The organism is Candidatus Neomarinimicrobiota bacterium (assembly GCA_041154365.1).
Taxonomy (GTDB): Bacteria; Fidelibacterota; Fidelibacteria; order Fidelibacterales; family Fidelibacteraceae; genus Fidelibacter; species Fidelibacter multiformis.
The window spans coordinates 280,771-301,198 of record AP035449.1; the positions used below are offsets into that span (position 1 = coordinate 280,771).

14 protein-coding genes are annotated in these 20,428 nt (G+C 47.0%); 8 read left to right on the forward strand and 6 right to left on the reverse strand.

The window, feature by feature from the left end:
• Positions 1–101 precede the first annotated feature (101 nt).
• The 5 genes from strainIA91_RS01180 (at position 102) to strainIA91_RS01200 (ending at position 8,475) form a co-directional block, all read left to right on the forward strand.
• Positions 102–3,233, forward strand: coding sequence for a peptidase MA family metallohydrolase (locus strainIA91_RS01180; RefSeq protein ID WP_400167266.1), 3,132 nt, complete (start codon positions 102–104; stop codon positions 3,231–3,233).
• 28 nt (positions 3,234–3,261) lie between these two features.
• Positions 3,262–4,644 carry an LptF/LptG family permease gene (locus tag strainIA91_RS01185; protein WP_400167267.1) on the forward strand — a complete coding sequence of 461 codons (1,383 nt, stop codon included), beginning with the start codon at positions 3,262–3,264 and terminating at the stop codon, positions 4,642–4,644.
• Entirely contained in the window at positions 4,641–5,165 is a 525-nt protein-coding gene (locus strainIA91_RS01190) for a gamma carbonic anhydrase family protein (RefSeq protein WP_400167268.1), read from the forward strand. Before strainIA91_RS01185 ends, strainIA91_RS01190 begins: the two co-directional genes overlap by 4 nt.
• The gene (locus strainIA91_RS01195) at positions 5,165–6,427 is read left to right on the forward strand and encodes a thymidine phosphorylase (protein ID WP_400167269.1); all 1,263 of its coding nucleotides are present in this window, start codon (positions 5,165–5,167) and stop codon (positions 6,425–6,427) included. Before strainIA91_RS01190 ends, strainIA91_RS01195 begins: the two co-directional genes overlap by 1 nt.
• Before the next feature lie 197 nt (positions 6,428–6,624).
• Complete coding sequence (locus tag strainIA91_RS01200; RefSeq protein WP_400167270.1) at positions 6,625–8,475, forward strand: MFS transporter; 1,851 nt, start codon at positions 6,625–6,627, stop codon at positions 8,473–8,475.
• A 69-nt stretch (positions 8,476–8,544) separates the two neighbouring features.
• On the opposite strand, the gene strainIA91_RS01205 is transcribed toward strainIA91_RS01200, so the two are convergent.
• The 4 genes from strainIA91_RS01205 to strainIA91_RS01220 all read right to left on the reverse strand — a co-directional run bounded on the left by strainIA91_RS01205 (position 8,545) and on the right by strainIA91_RS01220 (position 15,909).
• On the reverse strand, positions 8,545–9,948 hold the full coding sequence (locus tag strainIA91_RS01205; RefSeq protein WP_400167271.1) for an FAD-binding oxidoreductase: 1,404 nt from the start codon (positions 9,946–9,948) through the stop codon (positions 8,545–8,547).
• Positions 9,945–11,153 carry an FAD-binding protein gene (locus strainIA91_RS01210; protein ID WP_400167272.1) on the reverse strand — a complete coding sequence of 403 codons (1,209 nt, stop codon included), beginning with the start codon at positions 11,151–11,153 and terminating at the stop codon, positions 9,945–9,947. The genes strainIA91_RS01205 and strainIA91_RS01210 overlap by 4 nt, the downstream gene beginning before the upstream one ends.
• 2 nt (positions 11,154–11,155) lie before the next feature.
• Complete coding sequence (locus tag strainIA91_RS01215; RefSeq protein ID WP_400167273.1) at positions 11,156–11,950, reverse strand: electron transfer flavoprotein subunit beta/FixA family protein; 795 nt, start codon at positions 11,948–11,950, stop codon at positions 11,156–11,158.
• A gap of 116 nt (positions 11,951–12,066) precedes the next feature.
• Entirely contained in the window at positions 12,067–15,909 is a 3,843-nt protein-coding gene (locus tag strainIA91_RS01220; protein ID WP_400167274.1) for an Ig domain-containing protein, read from the reverse strand.
• Between the two features lie 188 nt (positions 15,910–16,097).
• On the opposite strand from strainIA91_RS01220, the gene strainIA91_RS01225 reads away from it, so the two are divergent.
• Positions 16,098–16,823: a hypothetical protein gene (locus tag strainIA91_RS01225; protein WP_400167275.1), complete on the forward strand. Its 726-nt coding sequence runs from the start codon at positions 16,098–16,100 to the stop codon at positions 16,821–16,823.
• Positions 16,823–17,527 carry a hypothetical protein gene (locus tag strainIA91_RS01230; protein ID WP_400167276.1) on the forward strand — a complete coding sequence of 235 codons (705 nt, stop codon included), beginning with the start codon at positions 16,823–16,825 and terminating at the stop codon, positions 17,525–17,527. The genes strainIA91_RS01225 and strainIA91_RS01230 overlap by 1 nt, the downstream gene beginning before the upstream one ends.
• A gap of 3 nt (positions 17,528–17,530) precedes the next feature.
• Here the strand turns inward: strainIA91_RS01230 and strainIA91_RS01235 are convergent, their stop codons facing one another.
• Together strainIA91_RS01235 and strainIA91_RS01240 are read right to left on the reverse strand one after the other, a co-directional pair.
• Positions 17,531–18,316 carry a prolyl oligopeptidase family serine peptidase gene (locus strainIA91_RS01235; protein WP_400167277.1) on the reverse strand — a complete coding sequence of 262 codons (786 nt, stop codon included), beginning with the start codon at positions 18,314–18,316 and terminating at the stop codon, positions 17,531–17,533.
• A gap of 15 nt (positions 18,317–18,331) precedes the next feature.
• A complete protein-coding gene (locus strainIA91_RS01240; protein ID WP_400167278.1) occupies positions 18,332–19,231 on the reverse strand; it encodes an N-acetylmuramoyl-L-alanine amidase-like domain-containing protein in 900 nt (299 codons plus the stop codon).
• 125 nt (positions 19,232–19,356) lie between these two features.
• On the opposite strand from strainIA91_RS01240, the gene strainIA91_RS01245 reads away from it, so the two are divergent.
• Entirely contained in the window at positions 19,357–20,427 is a 1,071-nt protein-coding gene (locus tag strainIA91_RS01245) for an alcohol dehydrogenase catalytic domain-containing protein (RefSeq protein WP_400167279.1), read from the forward strand.
• Position 20,428: the final 1 nt, after the last annotated feature.

The window sequence follows — 20,428 nt, forward strand, 5'->3', positions numbered from 1 at the left end:
TCCCTCGTTAACAGGTATTATGGAAATGTATCCTCCTTACGGAGATGTCTTGACTAAGACACTGAATTTCAATATTCTCAACTAATAGTTTGGAGAAGCGAATGTCTGTTAAACGTCTGATGATTCTTGCCTTTATGATTATCTGGTCCCTGCCCCTCCAGGCCCAGTTCGGAAAAAACAAGGTCCAGTATGATACCTTCGATTGGAAATATATTCAAAGTAATCACTTCGACATTTATTATCATAATGACAATTACAAAATTGCCGAATTTGCTGCCCGGGAGGCTGAACAGGCCTATACCAGTATTCGCAATCTGCTGAACTGGCCTCTGCAAAAACGGTACTCCATGATTCTTTATAACAGCCATAAAGCGTTTCAGCAAACCAATACCTATTCAGGTGATATTACCGAGGGGGTCGGTGGCTTTACAGAGCTCTTTAAAAACCGCATTGTATTGCCCTTTGAAGGAAGCTATCGGGATTTCCGGCATGTAATCCATCATGAAATGGTCCATGCCGTGATGAATGACATGTATTTCGGAGGATCGATTCAATCAATTATTTCCGGCGCCGTAACCCTGGATATCCCTCTGTGGCTGGCCGAAGGGACGGCTGAATATGAATCCCTTCGATGGGATACGCAGGCGGATATGTTCATGCGCGATTTTGCCTTTAGCGGTCAGTTACCCCCCATGTGGGCCCTGAATGGATATTATGCCTATAAGGGCGGCCAGTCTATTATTCGCTTTATTCATGATACATATGGAATGGAAAAACTAACAGATTTCTACGGCTCCCTCAAAGCTACCCACAGTGTCCCACGAAGCATCAAGCGGATTTTTAATATGTCCGAAGAGGATTTTACGGCTGAATGGCATAAGTATATACAAAAAAATTATTGGCCGGATATCGATTTTGCCGAGGATATTCTGAATATCAGTGTCCGCCTGACAGATCATAATGAGCTTGGAAATTACCAGAATATCGCTCCGTCCCTGAGTCCGGATGGATCCAAAATTGCCTTTCTCAGTGACCGGAACGGTTACGCGGATATTTTTACCATGCGGGCTGAGGACGGGAAAGATGTTGAAAAAATTGTCTCCGGCCAGCGAAAGGCAGGTCTTGAGGAACTTAAATGGCTTTCCCCGGGGATTAGCTGGTCACCTGATTCAAAAAAAATTGTCTTTGCCGCAAAAAGCGGTCCTTCTGATGCCCTGGTTGTGGTGGATGTGGAATCCAAAAAACAAACCTTTTATCCCATTGAAGAACTGAACGGGATTTATTCTACCGATTGGCACCCCCGTGAAAATATCATAGTCTTTGCTGGAAACAATGGCCGGCAAAGTGATATTTACACCTATCATCTGGATACCAAAACCCTTACAAATCTCACCCGGGATCACACCAGTACCGAAAATCCCAAGTGGGCGCCGGATGGAAAATCCATTCTTTATATTGCTGAAAAGCGCCGCAGTTTACCACTCCGTTCTTTTCGCCATCCCTATCAGAACGATGTTTGGCGTATCACCTATCCCGAAGGAATTAAGAAAGCAGTGACCCAAACTGACTGGGATGAAGATTATGCCATTTCCGCACCCGATGGGAAAACGGTGATTTATACATCCGATGAAAATGGGATTTTTAATGTGTGGATTAAACCTGAAGATGGTGAACCGTATGCTGTGACGAATATTTTAGGGGGGATATTCCACCTGGATATCTCACGAGACGGCGGCACCATCGTTTTAACGGCTTTTCAAAATGGTGGTTGGGATATCTACCGGATAAATGAACCTCTTTCCTTGCCCTTACGAGACCTGAACATAACAGAATTTAGAAAACATCATTATACGATTGAAACCACTGAGCCTCTGGCGTATCAATCCGACATGGATCAATCAGCATCCGGTGAAAAAGCCATGCCGGCAACGGTAAGCGACATCGAAAAACCGGAAAGACAAGGAGAATACAGCAAATTTGTCTTTATCCCCCGTCACAGGCAGGATGCCTTTACTGAAGGGGATTCTGTTGCCCTGGATTCAACACGTATCTTGACCGAAACAGGTGAATATAAAACTCATGAATACAAAACTCGCTTCTCCCTGGATCTTGTGGATAGCCAGGTGGGGTATTCCACGTTTTATGGAATTCAGGGACAAACTGTATTCCTTTTCAGTGATATGATGGGTGACCACCAGATCGGTATCGGGACCGAATTATATATCGATTTGAAAAACAGCGACTATTCCATGAGTTATGCATATCTTAAAAACCGGCTTAATTTTGCCGCGACATACTACAATGATTCTAACCACTATTATACTTATTATCTGACAGACTATGGATATGCCATCCGTTTCACTCGGTACCGCAATTATGGATTGATAGCGGGGGTATCATATCCCTTCGATCGTTACAGACGTCTTGAATATACACAAACACTGTCAACCATCAGCCGTGAAGTGATGGATATGTATGAGTCCCACGAGGATTTTGATCACTCCTTCCGAAGCGCTGTTTCCACACTTGCCTATGTGAAAGATAACGTCCTGTGGTCTTATACAGCCCCCATGGATGGGACCCGCTGGCGGGCACAGTTTGATTTTTCGCCCAATATCAGTACGGGAACACCGGCTTTTAACACACTCTCACTGGATTTCAGGAAATACTGGAAATTCAATTTTGATTATCACATCGGTTTCCGTGTGACCAGTGGATACTCATGGGGAAGGAACCCCCAGACATTTCTTATCGGAGGTGTGGAAAATTGGCTCAACTACCGCTACAATACCAACGCCCCCCTTTTCGGTACTTCGTCGGAGAATTTCAGTGACGATATGACTCTTTATTACTTTTCCCGGTTCATCACCCCAGTCCGGGGGACACCTTATTTTGCCAGGTATGGGGATAAATTCACGGTAGTCAATACTGAACTTCGTTTCCCATTTCTGGAATATGCAAAATTTCGCTTCCCCCTTCCCATGAATCTGTGGCAAATACGGGGTGTACTTTTTATGGATGCAGGTACTGCCAGGTATGACGATTTAACCCTTATTCAGGATCCGGACCTGTGGCCTTTTAACAATACATTTCAGGACCTCATTGCATCAACAGGAACGGGCATTCGTATTTACCTTGGCTATTTCCTGCTGCGTATCGATATGGCCTGGGAATATGACGGCAACGGTTTTTCAAAACCCCGCTATCTCTTTTCTTTAGGAGGGGATTTTTAATGTCTGACGATACCGGAGTCCGGCTTTTATGAGAATTCCGAAACTCTATGTCTATATTTTTAGAGAACATCAGGGACCTTTTTTTGCTGCGATTCTGGTCTTGGCTTTCCTATTCATCTCGAATTTGCTCATGACAAGTCTGGATAAGTTGCTGGGAAAGAACCTGGGTTTTGTGGCCATAGAATATATTTTGTTGAACCTCGCCTGGATCCTGGCCATGGCGGTCCCTATGGCCGTTCTCATTTCTACACTAATGGCTTACGGCCGTCTGGGAGAAGATAACGAAATTACAGCCATGCGGGCTTCGGGTATCAGCTTCGCGTCCATTATCCGGCCGTCTCTTCTATTCGCTTTTATTGTGATGTTGGGACTTTTGTATTTCAATAATTATATCCTGCCGGATGCAAATCACCGGGCACGGCTTTTAAAACGAGCGATTTATCAGAAACATCCCGACCTGAATATCAATGCGGGATACTTCCTGTATGATATTCCCGATTACACACTTTTTATCCGGAAAAAGGAAGGCAATACTCTAAAAGACCTGCTTATTTACCATACTTCTCCTGAAGGACAGCATATTACCGTCTGGGCTCACACCGGAAATTTGTCTACTCAGGGAACCCGGGTGATTCTGGATTTGCAGGATGGTGAAATTCATGAGTACCCCGCTGATAAAGATGAAGAATACCGGATTCTCCATTTCGAAAAACACCGCATTACCATTCCTGTGGATGAAATGTCTCTTCAAAGAAAAGAATCGGATCACCGGGGAGACCGGGAGATGGATATCGCAGAGATGATGACTATGGTCCGGGATTATCGGGAACGGCAGGAGGACATCCGAAACAGAATTAAATCAGAGATGGCCCGCTGGGACGCAGACACTACAGTCTTTGATATTAAAAGTTTTGAGCTTCACCTTAAAAACCGGATAACCGCTATCGAGAAAGATTCTATCGCAAGTAATCCCCAAAAAGCCAGGACTTATCAGCAGCAGATCAGAACCCTGAAAGCCCGGCTGAAACGCCTGGATACGGATATGAGAATCCTCCAGGCTTATAAAATGCAAGAAAATAAATATTTGGTAGAGGTGCACAAAAAAGTATCCATGCCGGTCGCCTGTATCATTTTTGTCTTGGTGGGAGCTCCACTGGGAATCATCGCCCGCCGGGGAAGTATGGGAGTCGCGGTTGGCGTGAGTGTGGTCTTTTTCCTGGTGTATTGGGCATCTCTTATGGGTGGAGAACGTCTGGCTGACCGGGCTATTATCTCTCCCTGGGTGGCTATGTGGTCCTCCAATATTGTCTTCGGACTCTTGGGAATTTTCCTGGTGTGGTACGCCATCCGGGAACAAGTCACCCTGAAAATATTCAGAAAATCCATTGAAAACGAGAGCAGTGAATCATGATAATTATTCATCACGGCGTAAAGCCTGTCATTCATCCCAAAACAATCCTGTTACCGGAAACCACCTTGATCGGTGATATAAAAATCGGTGAATATTCCTCTGTATGGTTTCGCTCGGTCCTCCGGGGAGATATTCATTATATTCGCATCGGAAAAAATTCAAACCTTCAGGATGGTGTTCTGGTCCACACCGGGACAGGTGAATACCCCGCACTGGTAGGTGATGATGTGACCATTGGCCACGGTGCCATTATCCATGGGACAGACATCCGGGACAGAGTTCTGATCGGCATGGGTGCCATGTTGTTAAACGGATCTGTTGTGGAAGAAGGATCCATTGTGGCAGCAGGGGCTGTTGTCCGGGAACATTTTACCGTCCCTGCGAGGACCCTTGTTGCCGGTGTGCCGGCAAAAGTGATCCGGGATGTGACGGATAAGGAATATGAAAAAATTCTGAATTCGGCACATCATTACCGCGAACTGGCAAAATCATATCTTTTAACGAATCAGGAGACAGACTGATGTTACCCTATACTTTGATTGAAAAAAAACAGGCCGGCAAAACACTCACCCGCAAAGAGTGGGAGTTTTTTATATCCGGTTATTTATCTGAAGACATCCCTGCATACCAGATGTCCGCAATGTTGATGGCCATCTATTTTCGCGGATTGGAAGATGAGGAAGTATCAAACCTGATTGATATCGTGATTCAAAGCGGGAAAAGAATACATTTCAAACACAAAGATGTCTTTTATGCTGATAAACACAGTACCGGCGGTGTTGGAGATAAAATTTCACTGATTCTTGCGCCCCTGGCGGCAGCCTCCGGCAGGGTAAGGGTCCCTATGATTTCCGGAAGAGCACTGGGACACTCAGGTGGTACGTTGGATAAACTGGAAAGTATTCCCGGCTTACGGACCAATTTGACATTGAAAGAATTTCAGGAGCAGACAGATAGAATCGGATGTGCCCTCATCGGACAAACAAACGATATTTGTCCGGCGGACAGGGAATTGTACGCTCTCCGGGATGTAACGGCGACCGTTCGTTCTATTCCACTTATTTGCATTTCAATCCTGAGTAAAAAAATCGCCGAAGGGATTCAGGGACTTGTTTTGGATGTAAAATCAGGGAATGGTGCCTTTATGCAAACGAAAAAAGACGCAGAAACTCTGGCATCAAAATTGAAACACTTTGGAGAGGCAGGTGGATTGAAAGTCACACCTGTTATCACAGACATGAATCAACCTCTGGGACAAGCAGTAGGAAATTGGCTGGAAGTCCGGGAATCCCTGGATGTCCTCCATGGCGGTGGCCCCCAGGATGTTCGGGATCTCTCCATTCGCCTGACAGAAGAGATGATCCTTCTTGCTGAGCCCAAAGCCGACCGGAAAGTAATCCATGCCGAGCTGGCATCTCTCCTGGATAATGGGAAAGCCTTTGATAAGTTTTTGGAAATTGTCAAAGCACAGGACGGGGATATTTCCGTCCTCGAAGATCCCGAATCTTATCCCGAGCCGGACTATGTGGCAGAAGTCACTGCCGATGAGGCCGGAACGGTTCAATCCATTGATACCTATGGGTTAGGGCTGGATGCCATTGATTTGGGTGCCGGCAGACGAAAAAATACTGACACCATCGATCCCAAAGCCGGGATGCTGGTTCATGTCAATATTGGCGATAACATTTCTCCCGGAGATCCCGTTATAACTCTCTTTTCCGACAATGAAAAAGCATTGAAGAACAAAGTGAAGGAGATTGGGGAGAGGGTTAAGTTAAATTGAGAATTGAGAATTGAGAATGGAGAATTCCTCTTCGCTATTAAACAGTTATTTGCTTGGGTGATGATTGAAATGGAAAGGTTGCAAGAGTGGGTCCCCGGATTTCAGTCTTGTGATTTTGAAGCTCTTGGCTTGTTCTCACTTTTCATTTCATGTAAATTGCGTCTGCTAAGAATTCACTAAAAAAAATGGGATTTGACATGACGGAAAAAAGCACAAAAGGCCGGTCTCCCTGGTGGTGGATACCATCGCTTTACTATGCTGAAGGACTCCCTTACGCGATTGTTATGTATATCACGGTGGTGATGTACAAGAAAATGGGGGTTTCAAATGCTGAAATTGCTCTTTATACCAGCTGGCTCTACTTGCCCTGGGTGATTAAACCCTTCTGGAGCCCTATTGTGGATGTGTTGAAAACAAAGCGGTTCTGGGTCCTTGCCATGCAATTTCTTATCGGTGCCGCTTTGGGCAGTATCGCCCTCACCATACCCCTGCCGAATTTCTTTAAAATCACTATAGGAATTTTCTGGCTTATGGCCTTCAGTTCCGCCACCCATGATATTGCAGCGGACGGGTTGTACATGATCGGCCTGGACCAGCATCAACAAGCCTGGTTTGTCGGGATCCGGAGTACTTTTTACCGTTTTGCCATGTTGACGGGACAAGGTTTGCTGATTATTCTGGCTGGACTGATTGAAAGTAACAGCGGACTGGATTCCGTTGAACTGAAAGCATATTCCGATGTCTCCCCGGATGTATATACCATGGCCACTGTGGAGGATATGCCCTCCATCGATGACACAGATGAATTGTCGATTGTCAGCTGGCCAGATGAGGTTGTGATTGATGCTGAACCCATCCTCACGACCAAGGCCGATTCCATCAAAGCCGCCGTAAAGGCCTGGAATCTGGCTCACGGTCAGCCGAAAGAAGAGGAACTAGTCAAAGAGGAATCACCTACCTGGTGGTCTGTTCATGTGTCGGATCCGCTGAAACAAACCCTGAAAAACCGTTTCGGTGAAAAACCCAAACCGGTTCTTGAAAAAGCAGGCAATGTAGGGGTCCTCTTTTTCCGCCTGAATAAAGCACCTGAAAAAGATGATGAAGAAGTCGTGATAACTTTCGGCCGGAATACAGGGAGTAAAAACATCAATCTGGTGGAAGGTACCCGCTTTGTGTTTACCCGGGAAAACTGGGATCAGCCGGCCATGGCGTTGATCCAGCTGGATCCCAAACTCGATCAAAGGGAATTTGCCACCTTTGAGGCAAACAGCGGCAATATTGTGCTAAGCTGGTCCGTCACTTTTATCGTCCTTTTTGCCCTTTTCATGTTCTTTGCTGTGTATCATCTCTTTGTCCTGCCGAAAGATGTGGAGGAAGAACGGAAGCAAAGCTCCCTCCTTGAATTCATGAAAAATTTCTTCGGGACTTTTAAAGATTTCTTCACAAAAGAAAAAATCGGCATTTCCATTGCCTTTCTCCTCTTATACCGCCTGGGTGAATCCCAGTTGGTAAAACTGGCGGCACCCTTTATTCTGGATGCCCAGGAAGCCGGTGGATTGGGGCTGACTACGCAGGAATATGGATTTATCTATGGAACGGTTGGTCTTCTTATGCTTACCGTGGGCGGAATTCTGGGTGGTTTTGCCGCAGCCAAACATGGACTGAAATACTGGATCTGGTGGATGGCGATCGCCATGAATATTCCAAATGCCGTCTATATCTACATGTCCTCAGCCCTCCCAACCAGTACCTTTGTTGTGGCTTTTTGTGTCGGTCTTGAACAATTTGGCTACGGATTTGGTTTTACCGCCTATATGCTGTACATGATCTCCGTGGCCGAAGGCAAGTTTAAAACCGCTCATTACGCTCTGTGTACAGGTTTTATGGCCTTGGGCATGATGATTCCGGGAATGATCAGTGGATGGATCCAGGAAATTGTGGGCTACCAGAATTTCTTTATCTGGGTTGTATTGGCAACTATCCCAGGCTTTTTGCTGATCCGCTATCTGCCCATCAGTGCTGATTTCGGGAAAAAGCAGGACGTCTAAACGTTTAAACGTTGAGACGTTCAGATGTTTAAAGTTTGGAGAGACGCTGGAAACGGCGTCTCTCTGTTGTTAACAGCAGATTTTTTCCGGATTGAGGATGTTTTTTGGGTCAAAGGCTGTTTTTATGTTGCGTAGAAGTTGCATATAGGTATCCCCGGCGGTTTTCTTCAGGTATTCCCGTTTGGCGTAACCAATACCATGTTCACCTGAAACGTGTCCCCCCAGTTCTTCACCTTTTTGATATAACCGGTCAAAGGCAGCTGTCAGCTTTTTCCGATACGTTTCATCATCCATCTCATCTTTCAGCAGATAGACATGGAGATTTCCGTCTCCGGCATGGCCAAAGCTGGCAATGCGGATATCCAGCTCTTTTTCTATCTGGCGGGTATAACGGATAAAGCTTGCAATATTTTTCCGTGGAACCACCACATCGCATTCATCCATTTCTGTTGTGGATGCCTTGATGGCCTCCAGAAATGCACCCCGGGCGCTCCAGATCGAATCCTGCCTTTCCTCGGTATCTGAAATAAAAACATCCAGGGCACCGGCATCCAGGCAGATATGGGCAACCTTTTCATACTGTTTTTCTACTTCTTCCCGTGTGTTTCCATCAAAAGTGAGCAGAAGATAGGCATCCGATGTGGCATCCGGGAATTTCTTTCCCAAATAATCTTCGGCATTCAGAATCACCCGCCGTTCCATGTATTCAATGGCTGTGGGAATATTTTTGGATTTGATGATTTTGGGCACGGTTTCGATGGCTGTTTCCATGGTTGGAAAGGGAATCAGCAGGCTGATGGCAATCCGGGGCAGGGGCAAAAGCCGCAGGGTAGCCGCGGTCACAATCCCAAGGGTTCCCTCGGAACCGATGATTAAATCCTTCAAACTATAACCGGAGCTGTCTTTTACAATTTTGCCGCCCATTTTTACGACTTCACCATTGGGAAGCACTACTTCAAGTCCCCGGACAAAATCCCGGGTGACTCCGTATTTCACAGCCCGCATCCCGCCGGCGTTGGTGTTGATATTTCCTCCAATGGTGGCACTTTTTTCTCCGGGATCGGGAGGATAAAAAAGATCATGGGATTCCACGTATTTTGAGATTTCCATCAGCAAAACCCCCGGTTCAACAGTCAGGGTCAGATTGTCTTCATCCAGTTCAAGGATTTTATTCATTCTCACCAGGCTCAGGAGGATACCTCCTTGAACCGGCACCGCCGCTCCGACCAGTCCGGTTCCCTGTCCACGAGGTGTGACGGGAATAGAATTCTTCCAGGCGTATTTCATGATCTCTGCAACTTCTTCCCGGCTTTCCACTTCCACCACCACATCCGGATAACGGTGTATCCCAGCCAGCTCGTCGTGACTGTAATCCTCATGAATTGATTCACCTGTCATCACCCGTTCCGGGTCACAGACCGATTTTAAATATTCAATATCTCTGGCATCTACCGGTTTATATGTGAAACTCATGATGGATCTCCTTTGTGAGCCTGGCCTTCCCGGGCCGGCAGGTTCTTCAATAAAGCGGGAATAACTTCATAGATATCCCCGATAATGGCATAATGGGCAACATCAAAGATGGACGCTTTCGGATCTGTATTGATGGCGATGATATTTTCCGAGTTGTTCATGCCGGCTACAAACTGGACTGATCCGGAAACACCGCATGTGATGATAAGCTTGGGTTTTACCGTTCGTCCGCTAAGGCCGATTTGGGTTCGGGGATCTGTCCAGCCGGCTTCAATCAGGGGCCGGGTTGTGGCCATCATGCCGCCTAACCGGTCTGCCAGTTCACGAATCATGGATAAATCCGCCTCCTTTTTGACCCCTTTACCGGCAACGACAATGACTTCGGCATCTTCAATAGACTGGACTTTCTCTTTTTTCCGTACTTCCAATACCTGGATACGGCTCTCCAGGCGTTGAGATGAAATATCTTCTAAAACAAGCTCTCCCGATGGTTTCTCCGTCCGTTCCGGTGCATTGAATATTTTATATCGGACTGTAGCAAACTGAGGCCGGTGATTCGGTGTATGAATATGAGCCATGATGTTACCGCCAAAGGCAGGCCGTATCTGATCCAGATCGGTGTTGTCCTGGACATCCAGAATGGTACAGTCTGCCGTGAGTCCCGTCCGGAATCTTGCAGCTGTCCGGGGCGCCAAAGACCGTCCCACTGTGGTACCACCCACCAAAACGATGGATGGGCGGACTTTGTTGATGAAATCCTCAAAAACAGCGGTATAAGGCTCAATCCGGAAGTCCTTGAGCTCCGGTTTATCATAAACAAATATTTTATCGGCACCGTAATGCCGGAGTTCCTCCGCCTTGTCTGAAATGTGGTCTCCCATCATCAGGCAGTACACGGGGTGACCGATTTTTGCTGCCATTTCCCTGGCTTTCCCTAAAAGTTCAAACGTGACGGGATGAATCTCTCCCTCTACATGATCTGTGTAAACGGCGATACCCTGCCAGGCTGATTTGTCCACCTGAGGGCGCTCTTCTTCTACGTATTCAAAGACATCCGGATATTTTTTAACACAAATCCTGCACATCTTGCAGGCGGCATTGATACTCAGATACTCGTTAATGTATTCAATGGCATTGAATGGACAGACCTCTACCAGCGCTTTGGGATTTTGGATCTTTTCCTGATGTATGATGATTTTTGCCATGATTACTCCCGGACAAATTTCAGTTCTTTGAGTTTTTCCGCCAACCTTTTTCCCAATTCATCACCGTTTCCGGTCCAAACTTCACTCACGTCTTTTTTAGGTGGAGGAAAGACTTTCAGGACCTGTGTGGGAGATCCATTGAGTCCGTAATGATAGATATCCTGATCTTCCAGATCCTTGAAGGTGATGTGGGGGATTTCCTGGTTGTATGTTTTCAATTTCAGCTTAAAGGATGGGAGCCTGGGTGTATAAATGTCTTTTTCCACCGTGATGAGACACGGGAACAAAACTTCCTGGATTTCAACCGTTTCGGGCATGTCCATTTCAACAGTAATCGCCTTTTCATCCATGGAAAGAATTTTCCGGACATTGGATACATGGGGGATTTGTAAGAATTCGGCAATTTCCGGACCGACCTGGGCCGTATCGCCGTCCGTTGTCATTTTACCACAGAGAAGCAAATCGAAATCCCCCATTTTCCGGATTCCCTGGGAAAGGGTATAGGCCGTAGCAAGCACATCCGCTCCGGCAAATTTCCGGTCTGTCAATAAAGCCCCTTCGTCCACTCCCATCATATAGGCTTCCCGAATGACCTGGGCTGCCTGAGGTGGACCCATACTTAAAACTTTTATTTTCCCTCCCTGTGTTTCCCGGATTTTCAGGGCTGTTTCAATAGCATATAAATCGTATGGATTCATTTTGGAATCAATGCCGTCCCGCTTTAAAACACCGGTCTTTTCATCAACCTCCACCTCTGATGTTCCGGGAACCTGCTTGATGCACACAAGAATATTCAAAGGTCTCTCCTTTCATGCATTCCAGTCATGTTTAAAACCTTAAAATTTAATAAAACAAACCCTCAGCTTCATGGCTTTTCATGAGCTGAGGGATAAAAGGAGGATGGTTTTATGGATTATAAGAGTACCGCCACAACAATGATTCCTGCAAAGGTGATCATCAGGGGAAAGATGGCAATACTGAATTTTTTGGAGGATGGATCCTCAAAAACCTGTACATCAAATTCATGGATAGTGACTTTTTGATGGGCATCGATACATTCAATCCGGAATGTATTCATACCCCGCTCGCTGTTACGGGGCTTCCAGGTGATCAGTCCTGTTTGTTCGTTCAATTCAGCCCACCGGGGCATCTTGACGGCTTTATAACGGACCTTGTCTCCGTTCAGATCCTCAGCAGTGATTTGATAGGAATAATCATAACCTGTCAAAGCCACCAGGATGGGTTTGGATGTAATTTCAGGTGGAATGTTGACAAACACCTTAAAGGATTGACGATCTGTCTGATACCCGTCACTGACTTCGATCTCAACGGGCCAGAACCCTTTTTGGCTGATATCGGGTGACCACATAATGGTTTTGGTGGAAGGATAAAGCTTTACCCCTTTGGGCGCGGAAACCAGGCGGAGTTCCATCTCCTGTTCGGCATTTAAATCCTCAATTTCCACGGGATACTGCCATACATCTCCATGATGGACAATGTTTTCAGGAACGGATACGATGTGTGGCGGGCTGTTCACGTAGACCTGAAACGTAAGGGTATCTGAAACAATGGCATCGGTCGCGCGGACTGTCACGGGATAGGTTCCGAATTGAAAAGATTTTGGTGTCCACCGGATTTCTCCTCCAGCACTGACACTGAGTCCTTCCGGTCCCTCAATCAGGGCAAATTCCACCGTTTTATCCCGCCAGATTTTGTGAAGGGGCAGATATTCCACGGGTTTACCCAAAATACCTGCAAAAATTTCCCGAAGGGATATTTTTCCCGCATATTCGGGATTCACTTCCACAAAAAGATCAGGTCCTCCATGGTATAAGTGCCGGACAGCCGGACGGACGTCCACTGTTTCTGAGTCTTTCTGACTCGACAGCATCACTGGTACCGATTGTCTGCGGAGAAAGGTTTTTATCTGACGATCTATCTGGGAAAATTCATCTTCATGTTCTACCTGGATGCGATACAAATGAGTGGCATTTTTGTCTTCGTATTGCAAAGGATATGTCCAAAGGCTGTCCGTAAAAGCGATGGGTGACGGAGGAGGGATAATCCGGACCGGGTCATTTACGTACAACATCATCCGGATAGAATCAGCGGCGAATCCGTCATGGGCGATGACAGTTAACTGGTGGTAATCGTAATCGTCTTCACCTACACTCCACACAACACGTCCCAGGCTGTCTACATGTGCCGGGGGCGATTGCCTGCCGATGGAAAATCGGATGCGGGCATCGGAATTTTGATCTTCCACCTTGCATGTGTATCCAAACATATCCCCGGGCATGAGAATTTTATCAACAGGCCCGGATACAATCTTCGGCGGACTGTTGACATACAGTTTTAATTGCTGCACATCCGATGACAAATCATCACTGGCAGTCACAACAACCTGATGACTGTCCAGCTGGCTTATATCCGGTACCCATTTGATAAGCCCTTCCGGGGATATTTCCATTCCCTCCGGAGTGTTGCTATCCAGGGCAAACCGGACACTTTTCACCTGACGGACAGTGTAGCGGGGCAGATTTTGTACCGGACGCTCCAGGCATCCTGCCAGAATCTCTCCCAGGGTAATCTTTTCCTTTTCCTCATTTCCTGTCAGGGTTACCAGCAGGTTTTTTCCATAGTAAGTGATGTTTTCAATCACCGGGCGGACATTCACATAACGATCCGGTTCCCCCTCACGTGCCACTGAAAGTGCGTCTCCGGATAAAATTTGCTCCGGTTTTATGGTGACAGGTCTATCAAAAGTAAATTCATACAGGTTGGCTTGATTGCGATCCTGAACGGCTACCGGGTAAACCCAGGGTTTCTGAACCGGTAACACCACAGAGGTGGGGGATGAAACAATTTCTACCGGATCATTGACATAAATCATAAAACGTGCCGAATCAATGGAAAAACCATCTGTTACGCGGACAGTTGCGATGTTTTCATCCAGGTTATCCATCCCGGGAGTCCAGTGTACCTTGCCCTCTTCTGTGATAAATCCCTTTTCAAGACCTTCCAATTCAAATTGAAATTCAGAATTTGAATTATTGTCGCGGAGTTCCACCTGAAAAGAAAAGGTTTTGTTCACCGGGGTTGTTAAAAGCCGTTCCTTGTTTACAATTTTTACCGGATCGTTCACATAGACGGACCAGATGGTGCGGCTGGTATCTTTTTTATCACTGATGGACAGATAGATGGCATGGGAATCCAGTTGTTCCGGCATGATTTTCCAGGTGATGAGACCGGTTCTGAGGTTGTATACAGCCCCTTCAGGAGCAATCCATTCCAGATTCAAAGAGCCGGGATCCAGTTGATCCAGCGCGACGGTTCTTGAAAAGATCTCACCGGGTTCCAGGACGGCATCAAAAGCCATACGACGATTTCGGACCCGGGTCATGATATCTGTATCCTCTGTTTCAGAGGGAATGATTACCAGGGAATCCCCCTGTTCTGTTTTCTGAAGTCCCATATCCTGTGTTGTGGTTTTGCTTGTATCCAAAAGGGATTTCAGCTCTTCCAGCATGTTTTCCCTGTCCGTTGCCACAAAAATTTCTTCATCGGGTGATGCGGTACCCAGGGGACTCAATGTCAACACACGATTCCCAGCATCTGTCCCGGCGGCCAAAATCCGGTTCTGAGCAGGAGCATATGCATAGCCCTCTGTCGGTTCAAAGGGGATATGTTGCGATCTCCGGAATGTATATTGCCCTGATTCACGATCTTTTTTAAACACATGGACCGAATCGCGATAAAAGGTAAGAAGGGAGCGGCCATCTGTATCCACCCGGGTCAGGGGTCCCTTCATTTCCAAAGGTAAAAAGACAAGCCCTTTTTCTGTATCGTTTCTAATCAGGGCTCCCCGGTTCTGTTCGTTGATAAGTAACACATCTTCACGGCTGCCCGGAAAAGGTTTCAGTGTTTCAAACCGAAGAGATTGGGTGGGAAAAGATTTGCCTGCCGTACTTAAACGGGCCTTTTCAATGCTTTTTCCATCCTGAAGGGTCACCAGGGTGAAATCACAGGACTTATCAGAAATATTTTGCATGGTGAATATGATATCCGCCAGAGGTTCCCTATCCCAGTAAACCACAGAAAAATTGAGTTTTCCGGCTTCAGACAGGAAAGTACCCGAGCTGATTTCAGAACCCAGGGACCAGTCCTTATTTTCTATACCTCCGTTTCCTCTTAAAATAAAAATCTTACGGAGTGATCCACGAAATAAAATGGCCAGTTCGGTCTCATCGGCCGTTGTGTAATAACCAGGTGCGATTTTTACCGGTTGGGCCCGTGTAAACCGATCCACCCTGAGGGATACACGGCTTGTGGGTGTGTTGGGGAAAGCATTCCCCGTCCATTCAAACACCCGAAGCCAATCTGCCTCATCCATTCCACGGGGAACCACATCGTTATTCAGCAGAAGACATATTTCAGGACGACCATTTTCGTTCAAATCGGTCACGGCAAAATCACTGAACATTCCCTGCCGGTCATCGGGATATGCCGTACGCCAGATTTCTGTTACCCCGGTTTGCTCGTCCAGACGATAGACTATCAGGGTAGATTTTCCCCTGAACCGGGAAGCCGGAGAGAGTAATACGGCGGTGACAAGTGAATGGTCATCACTCAGGCTTTCGATGATTTCCCATTTGTCCACCTGACTACCGTGGATGGGGATTTCCCATACCGGAGAAGCAACAACACCGCTCACAAGAGCAAGTGTTAGCAAAAGAACCATCAGGGTTTGTTTCATAGGCTTCCACTCAGGTATAGCTTAATGAAGATTGATGTTTAACCGAAATATATTCAACCTTATCAATATAGGTTCACACCCCTTGAAAATCAAGGGAAATCGCAGGCTGTCACAACAATTTATATTGATATATGGCCACCTAACCCGCTAAATTTGATACGTCCATGAATATTTGATTGGAATGATCCGTGAAAACTTTCCGTGATTTCCTGCGAATCCTAATCATTGTGCTTGTCTTTTTCCGGTTTCTGCCTGCCGGGGAGGAGAATGTTTTTGAAGGAGGTATTTCCTATATCCCTTCTGTTTTAAATCTCCGTGGAGATGGTTTTCAGAATTTGCCGGATATGTATCGCGGCGGAAACTCAAGCTGGTCTGGTGAGGATTTGACAGGTATCTGGTTTCTTCATGGGGTGGAAGGGTATCTGCGCTTTGTGGGAAATACCCTCCTGGGTGTGGAAGTATTTGCCGGTGAAAAAAATTTTTCGGGTACGGCACAGGATACCTCACTTTTTGCCGGTGCCGATCTGGCCGGTGTGGCCGCATTTATAGAATGGGGTGTACCTGCAGGGCGGCGTTTTGAAGTGTTGGTGGGGGGAAGCCTCGGACTGAATCGTTTCCGGATTCATTACTCCGCTGTGAAACAGGTTCCCGCCTGGAATGAACTGACAAATGCCCGCATCAGCCCCCTGACGTGTACCACGATGGATTCAGGGTTCCGGGCCTGCCTTAAACCGTATATCTCTTTGAAATACCGTATCATGGATCGTCTGGGTTTTGAAATGTCCACATCCCTGCTGGTCAGCCGCTATCCCCAGTCCGGATGGACCATCAACGGACACATCCCCCTGGGTGACGGTGTGGAAATGTCTGTCTATTCACCGGGTATTCATCTGGGACTTATGTTAGGATTGTAATGATGAAAAAAATACTTTTATTTTCGGTGCTTATTTTTTCCATGTTTCTGCCCCTTTCCGGGTCTGCCGAGTTTTATGAAGAATTCAGGGGAGGTGGTATTGGTTATGCCCCTACACTTATCATTTATGATGCAAAAGAGTTTGGCCTTCCGGGCATGAATATGAGCTACGATTTCTCCGGAAACCGTTATTTTCATGGCCTTCAGGGATGGGGAGATATCAATGACCGGTGGCGGATTGGTGCATCCCTTTTGGCAGGAACAGCGGAAAATTCAGAAGCATCAGGAGGGATGGTCTGCTATGCCGTGTTTTCACAGGTCAGTGGTTTTCTCTTTCTTGAAGGAATTATCCCCTTCTCCTATCATGCCCAGCTTGCCCTGAACCTGTCTGCAGGTGTATCGGCTCTTTCTGCCGAGTATTTCGAATCAAGCCCCACCCGGGACTGGACCACACTCTTTGTGGGCCCCCTCACCTCCACTAAACTTACTGCCCGGAAAATTCCTACCCTCATGCCTCAACTCTCTTTCCTGTACCAGTTTTCCAGGAGATCCGGTGTGAGAATCAACGGAGGACTTCTTTTTATGGCCGTCAGTACAGATCAATGGAAAGTCAACGACAGGGTTACCGTTTCCAACGGGTTTGATGGGGAATTACTAAAGGTTATGGCCCCGGTTTTACAGATGATGATCTATTTCGGTATGTAAACCTTATTTACTTTGGGATTTTTTATGTGAAAACAACCAGGGGAGCAGCTCCGGTTCTTCATACGCCGGTTTCCAGGAACCATGTCCCGCATCGTTGTATTCCGTATACCTGAATGTTGCACCGGCTTTTTCAAGAGCCAGGGCCATCGAGCGGGATAATTCCACCGGGACTACCCCATCATCCGAACTGTGGAAAATCCATACCGGGATATGGGCAATCCGGGGTGCTTTGGATGTGTCACCACCTCCGCAAATGGGGACTCCGGCAGCAAACAGATCCGGCCAGCGTGCCAGCATATCCCAGGTGCCGTAACCCCCCATGGACAGACCGGTCACATATATCCGGTCCGGATCAACAGGAAGGCTTTCTGTTAGTTTCACAACCAGATCGTGGACCATGCTTAAGGGTTTTGAAGGATTATCCGGCATGTGGTGGGTGGAAGAATCCCAGGCTGCTTCGACCCAGCGGTTGCCTTCAGGACACTGGGGAGCCAGGACAAAACAGGGGTAATTTTTGACATTTTCGGGTTTTTGAAACAGGTAGGTTCCGTGAGTCAACTGCCGAAGATTGTCATTTCCCCTTTCTCCGGAGCCGTGGAGAAAAACAACCAGAGGATACAACTCACCCCGCCGGATTTTAACCGGTTCCAGTAAGCAGTACGGCAGTGTATCGGTTCCAGTGGTATATACATGAGGTGTATATTCGGGAATGCCTGGCTCCGGCGGCCGGATAGACGCACATCCTGCCAGACAAAGCATACAGATCAATATAAAGATGGGGCCTTTCACAGTTACCTCCTCATTTTATTTCATGGATTGGATATCCCAGGGAAGGATAATCCGGCCGGGTGTATTCAGTTCCGGATGAATCCGCATCACTGCCAGTCCGGCATAGCGGGAACTTCCTGCAGTTTTTTTCAGCCATGTTTCCCAGGGGGTTTCAAAGGTAGTCCACCGGCTGTTGGAGGCTTCGCGGATGAACATTCCACTCTCATTTTTTATCATGATCAGCATGTGGGCCGAAAAGATATCCTCTTTATTGGCAAACAGCAGCGCCAGGATATCCCCGTTTTGAAAACGGTTTTCCACGGCCTCCAGATCCTTCAGGGGGATATAATCCACCTTGAGGGTCCTGTCCGGTTTAATATAGCGCAGGTCACGAATGCCCTTATCCCGGAAAAAGGCTCTGTGCGAAATGGTTCGGGTCAGAGTTCGGGTGTATTGTCCCCCGACTTTTTTACTTACATTGCTTAAAAGCCAGCGGTTTTCCGGCAACCAGTCTGCCATGGTGTAATGATTTCGTGTCCGCATACCCATGATGCCGTTTTGATAACGGATTTGTTGAAGATTGTTGAAAAAATTGTCCCAACTGTCAGAGATGGATAACGCCAGCACATGTTCGCAATACACCATGCAGTTGGTGGAATCCAGGTTATACAAAGGCTGGTTTTCCAGCAACGCCCATTCACCATCTCCTGTCGCGGTCCAGCTGTAAGGCATTCCCAGAAAAAGACGGGAATAATAGGCGATTCGGTCTGTTATCGTGGCGTCGCCTGAAGCATTCTCCCGAAGCATGGAATCGATCCGGGCATGGGAAAAGGTGGATATGATTGCCGTATTTTCCGGGATTTTTCCGCCCTGAACCGATATAAGGGGAAGGGCCAGCAGGATTAACAGGGTCAGGATCTTTTTTTTATGTAGCATGGTTTCCTCCGGTTTTAAAATGCAAATTAGAATTTTTAACCGGGAAAGTCTATGGAATCCCCGCTGGTAATTCCGATTGAGAAAAATTCTTCTCTTATGACAAATAAAAATTATACATTCAGGCTATGACAGAAAAGAAAACAGAATCAAAAGCCAGCATGAAAGCGGCTGTCTTTCGTCATGCGTATGAACCCCTTACCATAGAAGATATCCCCCTTAAGCCCCTCAAAAGCACCGATGCCCGTATCCGCATTGAAACCTGTTCGGTATGTCATACGGATCTGCAGTTTATTGACAGGGGTTTGGCCACATCCAAGACCCCGCCCCTGATTTTGGGACATGAAATTGCCGGTGTAGTTGAGGAAACGGGAAAAAATGTGACCAGTTTCGGTGTTGGGGACCGCGTGATTGTTCCGGCGACTATCAGTTGTGGTAAATGTCTGGCCTGCAAATCCTGGAATGAAACCCAGTGTGACAACCTGAAAATCTTGGGAAATCATATCGATGGAGGATATGCCGAATACATTGCTGTGGACCAGAATCAGCTGATTCACCTGCCGGATGAATTTCCCTTCGAATTGGGAAGTCTTATCAGCAATGTTTTTGTCGGTGCCTTTCATTTAGTGTATGACCGTGTGAATATCCGGCAGGGTGAAACGGTGGTTATTTTCGGATGTGGTGGTTTTGGTCTTTCCCTGCTTCAGATGGCAAAGCTGAAACAGGCCCAGGTGTTCATGGTGGATATTTTTGATTGGAAGCTGAATATTGCCCGGGATTATGGTGCGGATGGGGTGCTGAATTCCAACAAGTGTAAAGTGTGTGAAGAAGGGGTATGCGACATGATTCGGGGGAAAGCCGACGTAGTGATTGAAACCATCGGAACCCCCAGGACCATGGTTCAGGCTATGAATGTCCTGCATAAGGGCGGACGGCTGGTGCTGAGCGGCTATTCAGACAACACCATTCCCTTTCTGGCGGGACGGATTATCATGGATGAGATGTCCCTCATCGGTTCAGTTGGGGCACCTATGCGGGAAATCCCCGATGTGATTAAACTTTTAAAAGACCGTAAGATCCGCTGGCAGGAAATGGTATCCGGCCATTATCCCTTGTCACAGATCAACGAAGCCTTCAACACCCTGAGAATGGGGCATTCCATACGGACGATGGTTCACCCCAATCAACAGGAAACCTGAA

Excerpts from the sequence above, each read along its gene's own strand:
- strainIA91_RS01180 (WP_400167266.1), top strand. The coding sequence starts at position 102 with ATGTCTGTTAAACGTCTGATGATTCTTGCCTTTATGATTATCTGGTCC.
- strainIA91_RS01185 (WP_400167267.1), top strand. The coding sequence starts at position 3,262 with ATGAGAATTCCGAAACTCTATGTCTATATTTTTAGAGAACATCAGGGA.
- strainIA91_RS01190 (WP_400167268.1), top strand. The coding sequence starts at position 4,641 with ATGATAATTATTCATCACGGCGTAAAGCCTGTCATTCATCCCAAAACA.
- strainIA91_RS01195 (WP_400167269.1), top strand. The coding sequence starts at position 5,165 with ATGTTACCCTATACTTTGATTGAAAAAAAACAGGCCGGCAAAACACTC.
- strainIA91_RS01200 (WP_400167270.1), top strand. The coding sequence starts at position 6,625 with ATGACGGAAAAAAGCACAAAAGGCCGGTCTCCCTGGTGGTGGATACCA.
- strainIA91_RS01205 (WP_400167271.1), bottom strand. The coding sequence starts at position 9,948 with ATGAGTTTCACATATAAACCGGTAGATGCCAGAGATATTGAATATTTA.
- strainIA91_RS01210 (WP_400167272.1), bottom strand. The coding sequence starts at position 11,153 with ATGGCAAAAATCATCATACATCAGGAAAAGATCCAAAATCCCAAAGCG.
- strainIA91_RS01220 (WP_400167274.1), bottom strand. The coding sequence starts at position 15,909 with ATGAAACAAACCCTGATGGTTCTTTTGCTAACACTTGCTCTTGTGAGC.
- strainIA91_RS01230 (WP_400167276.1), top strand. The coding sequence starts at position 16,823 with ATGATGAAAAAAATACTTTTATTTTCGGTGCTTATTTTTTCCATGTTT.
- strainIA91_RS01240 (WP_400167278.1), bottom strand. The coding sequence starts at position 19,231 with ATGCTACATAAAAAAAAGATCCTGACCCTGTTAATCCTGCTGGCCCTT.
- strainIA91_RS01245 (WP_400167279.1), top strand. The coding sequence starts at position 19,357 with ATGACAGAAAAGAAAACAGAATCAAAAGCCAGCATGAAAGCGGCTGTC.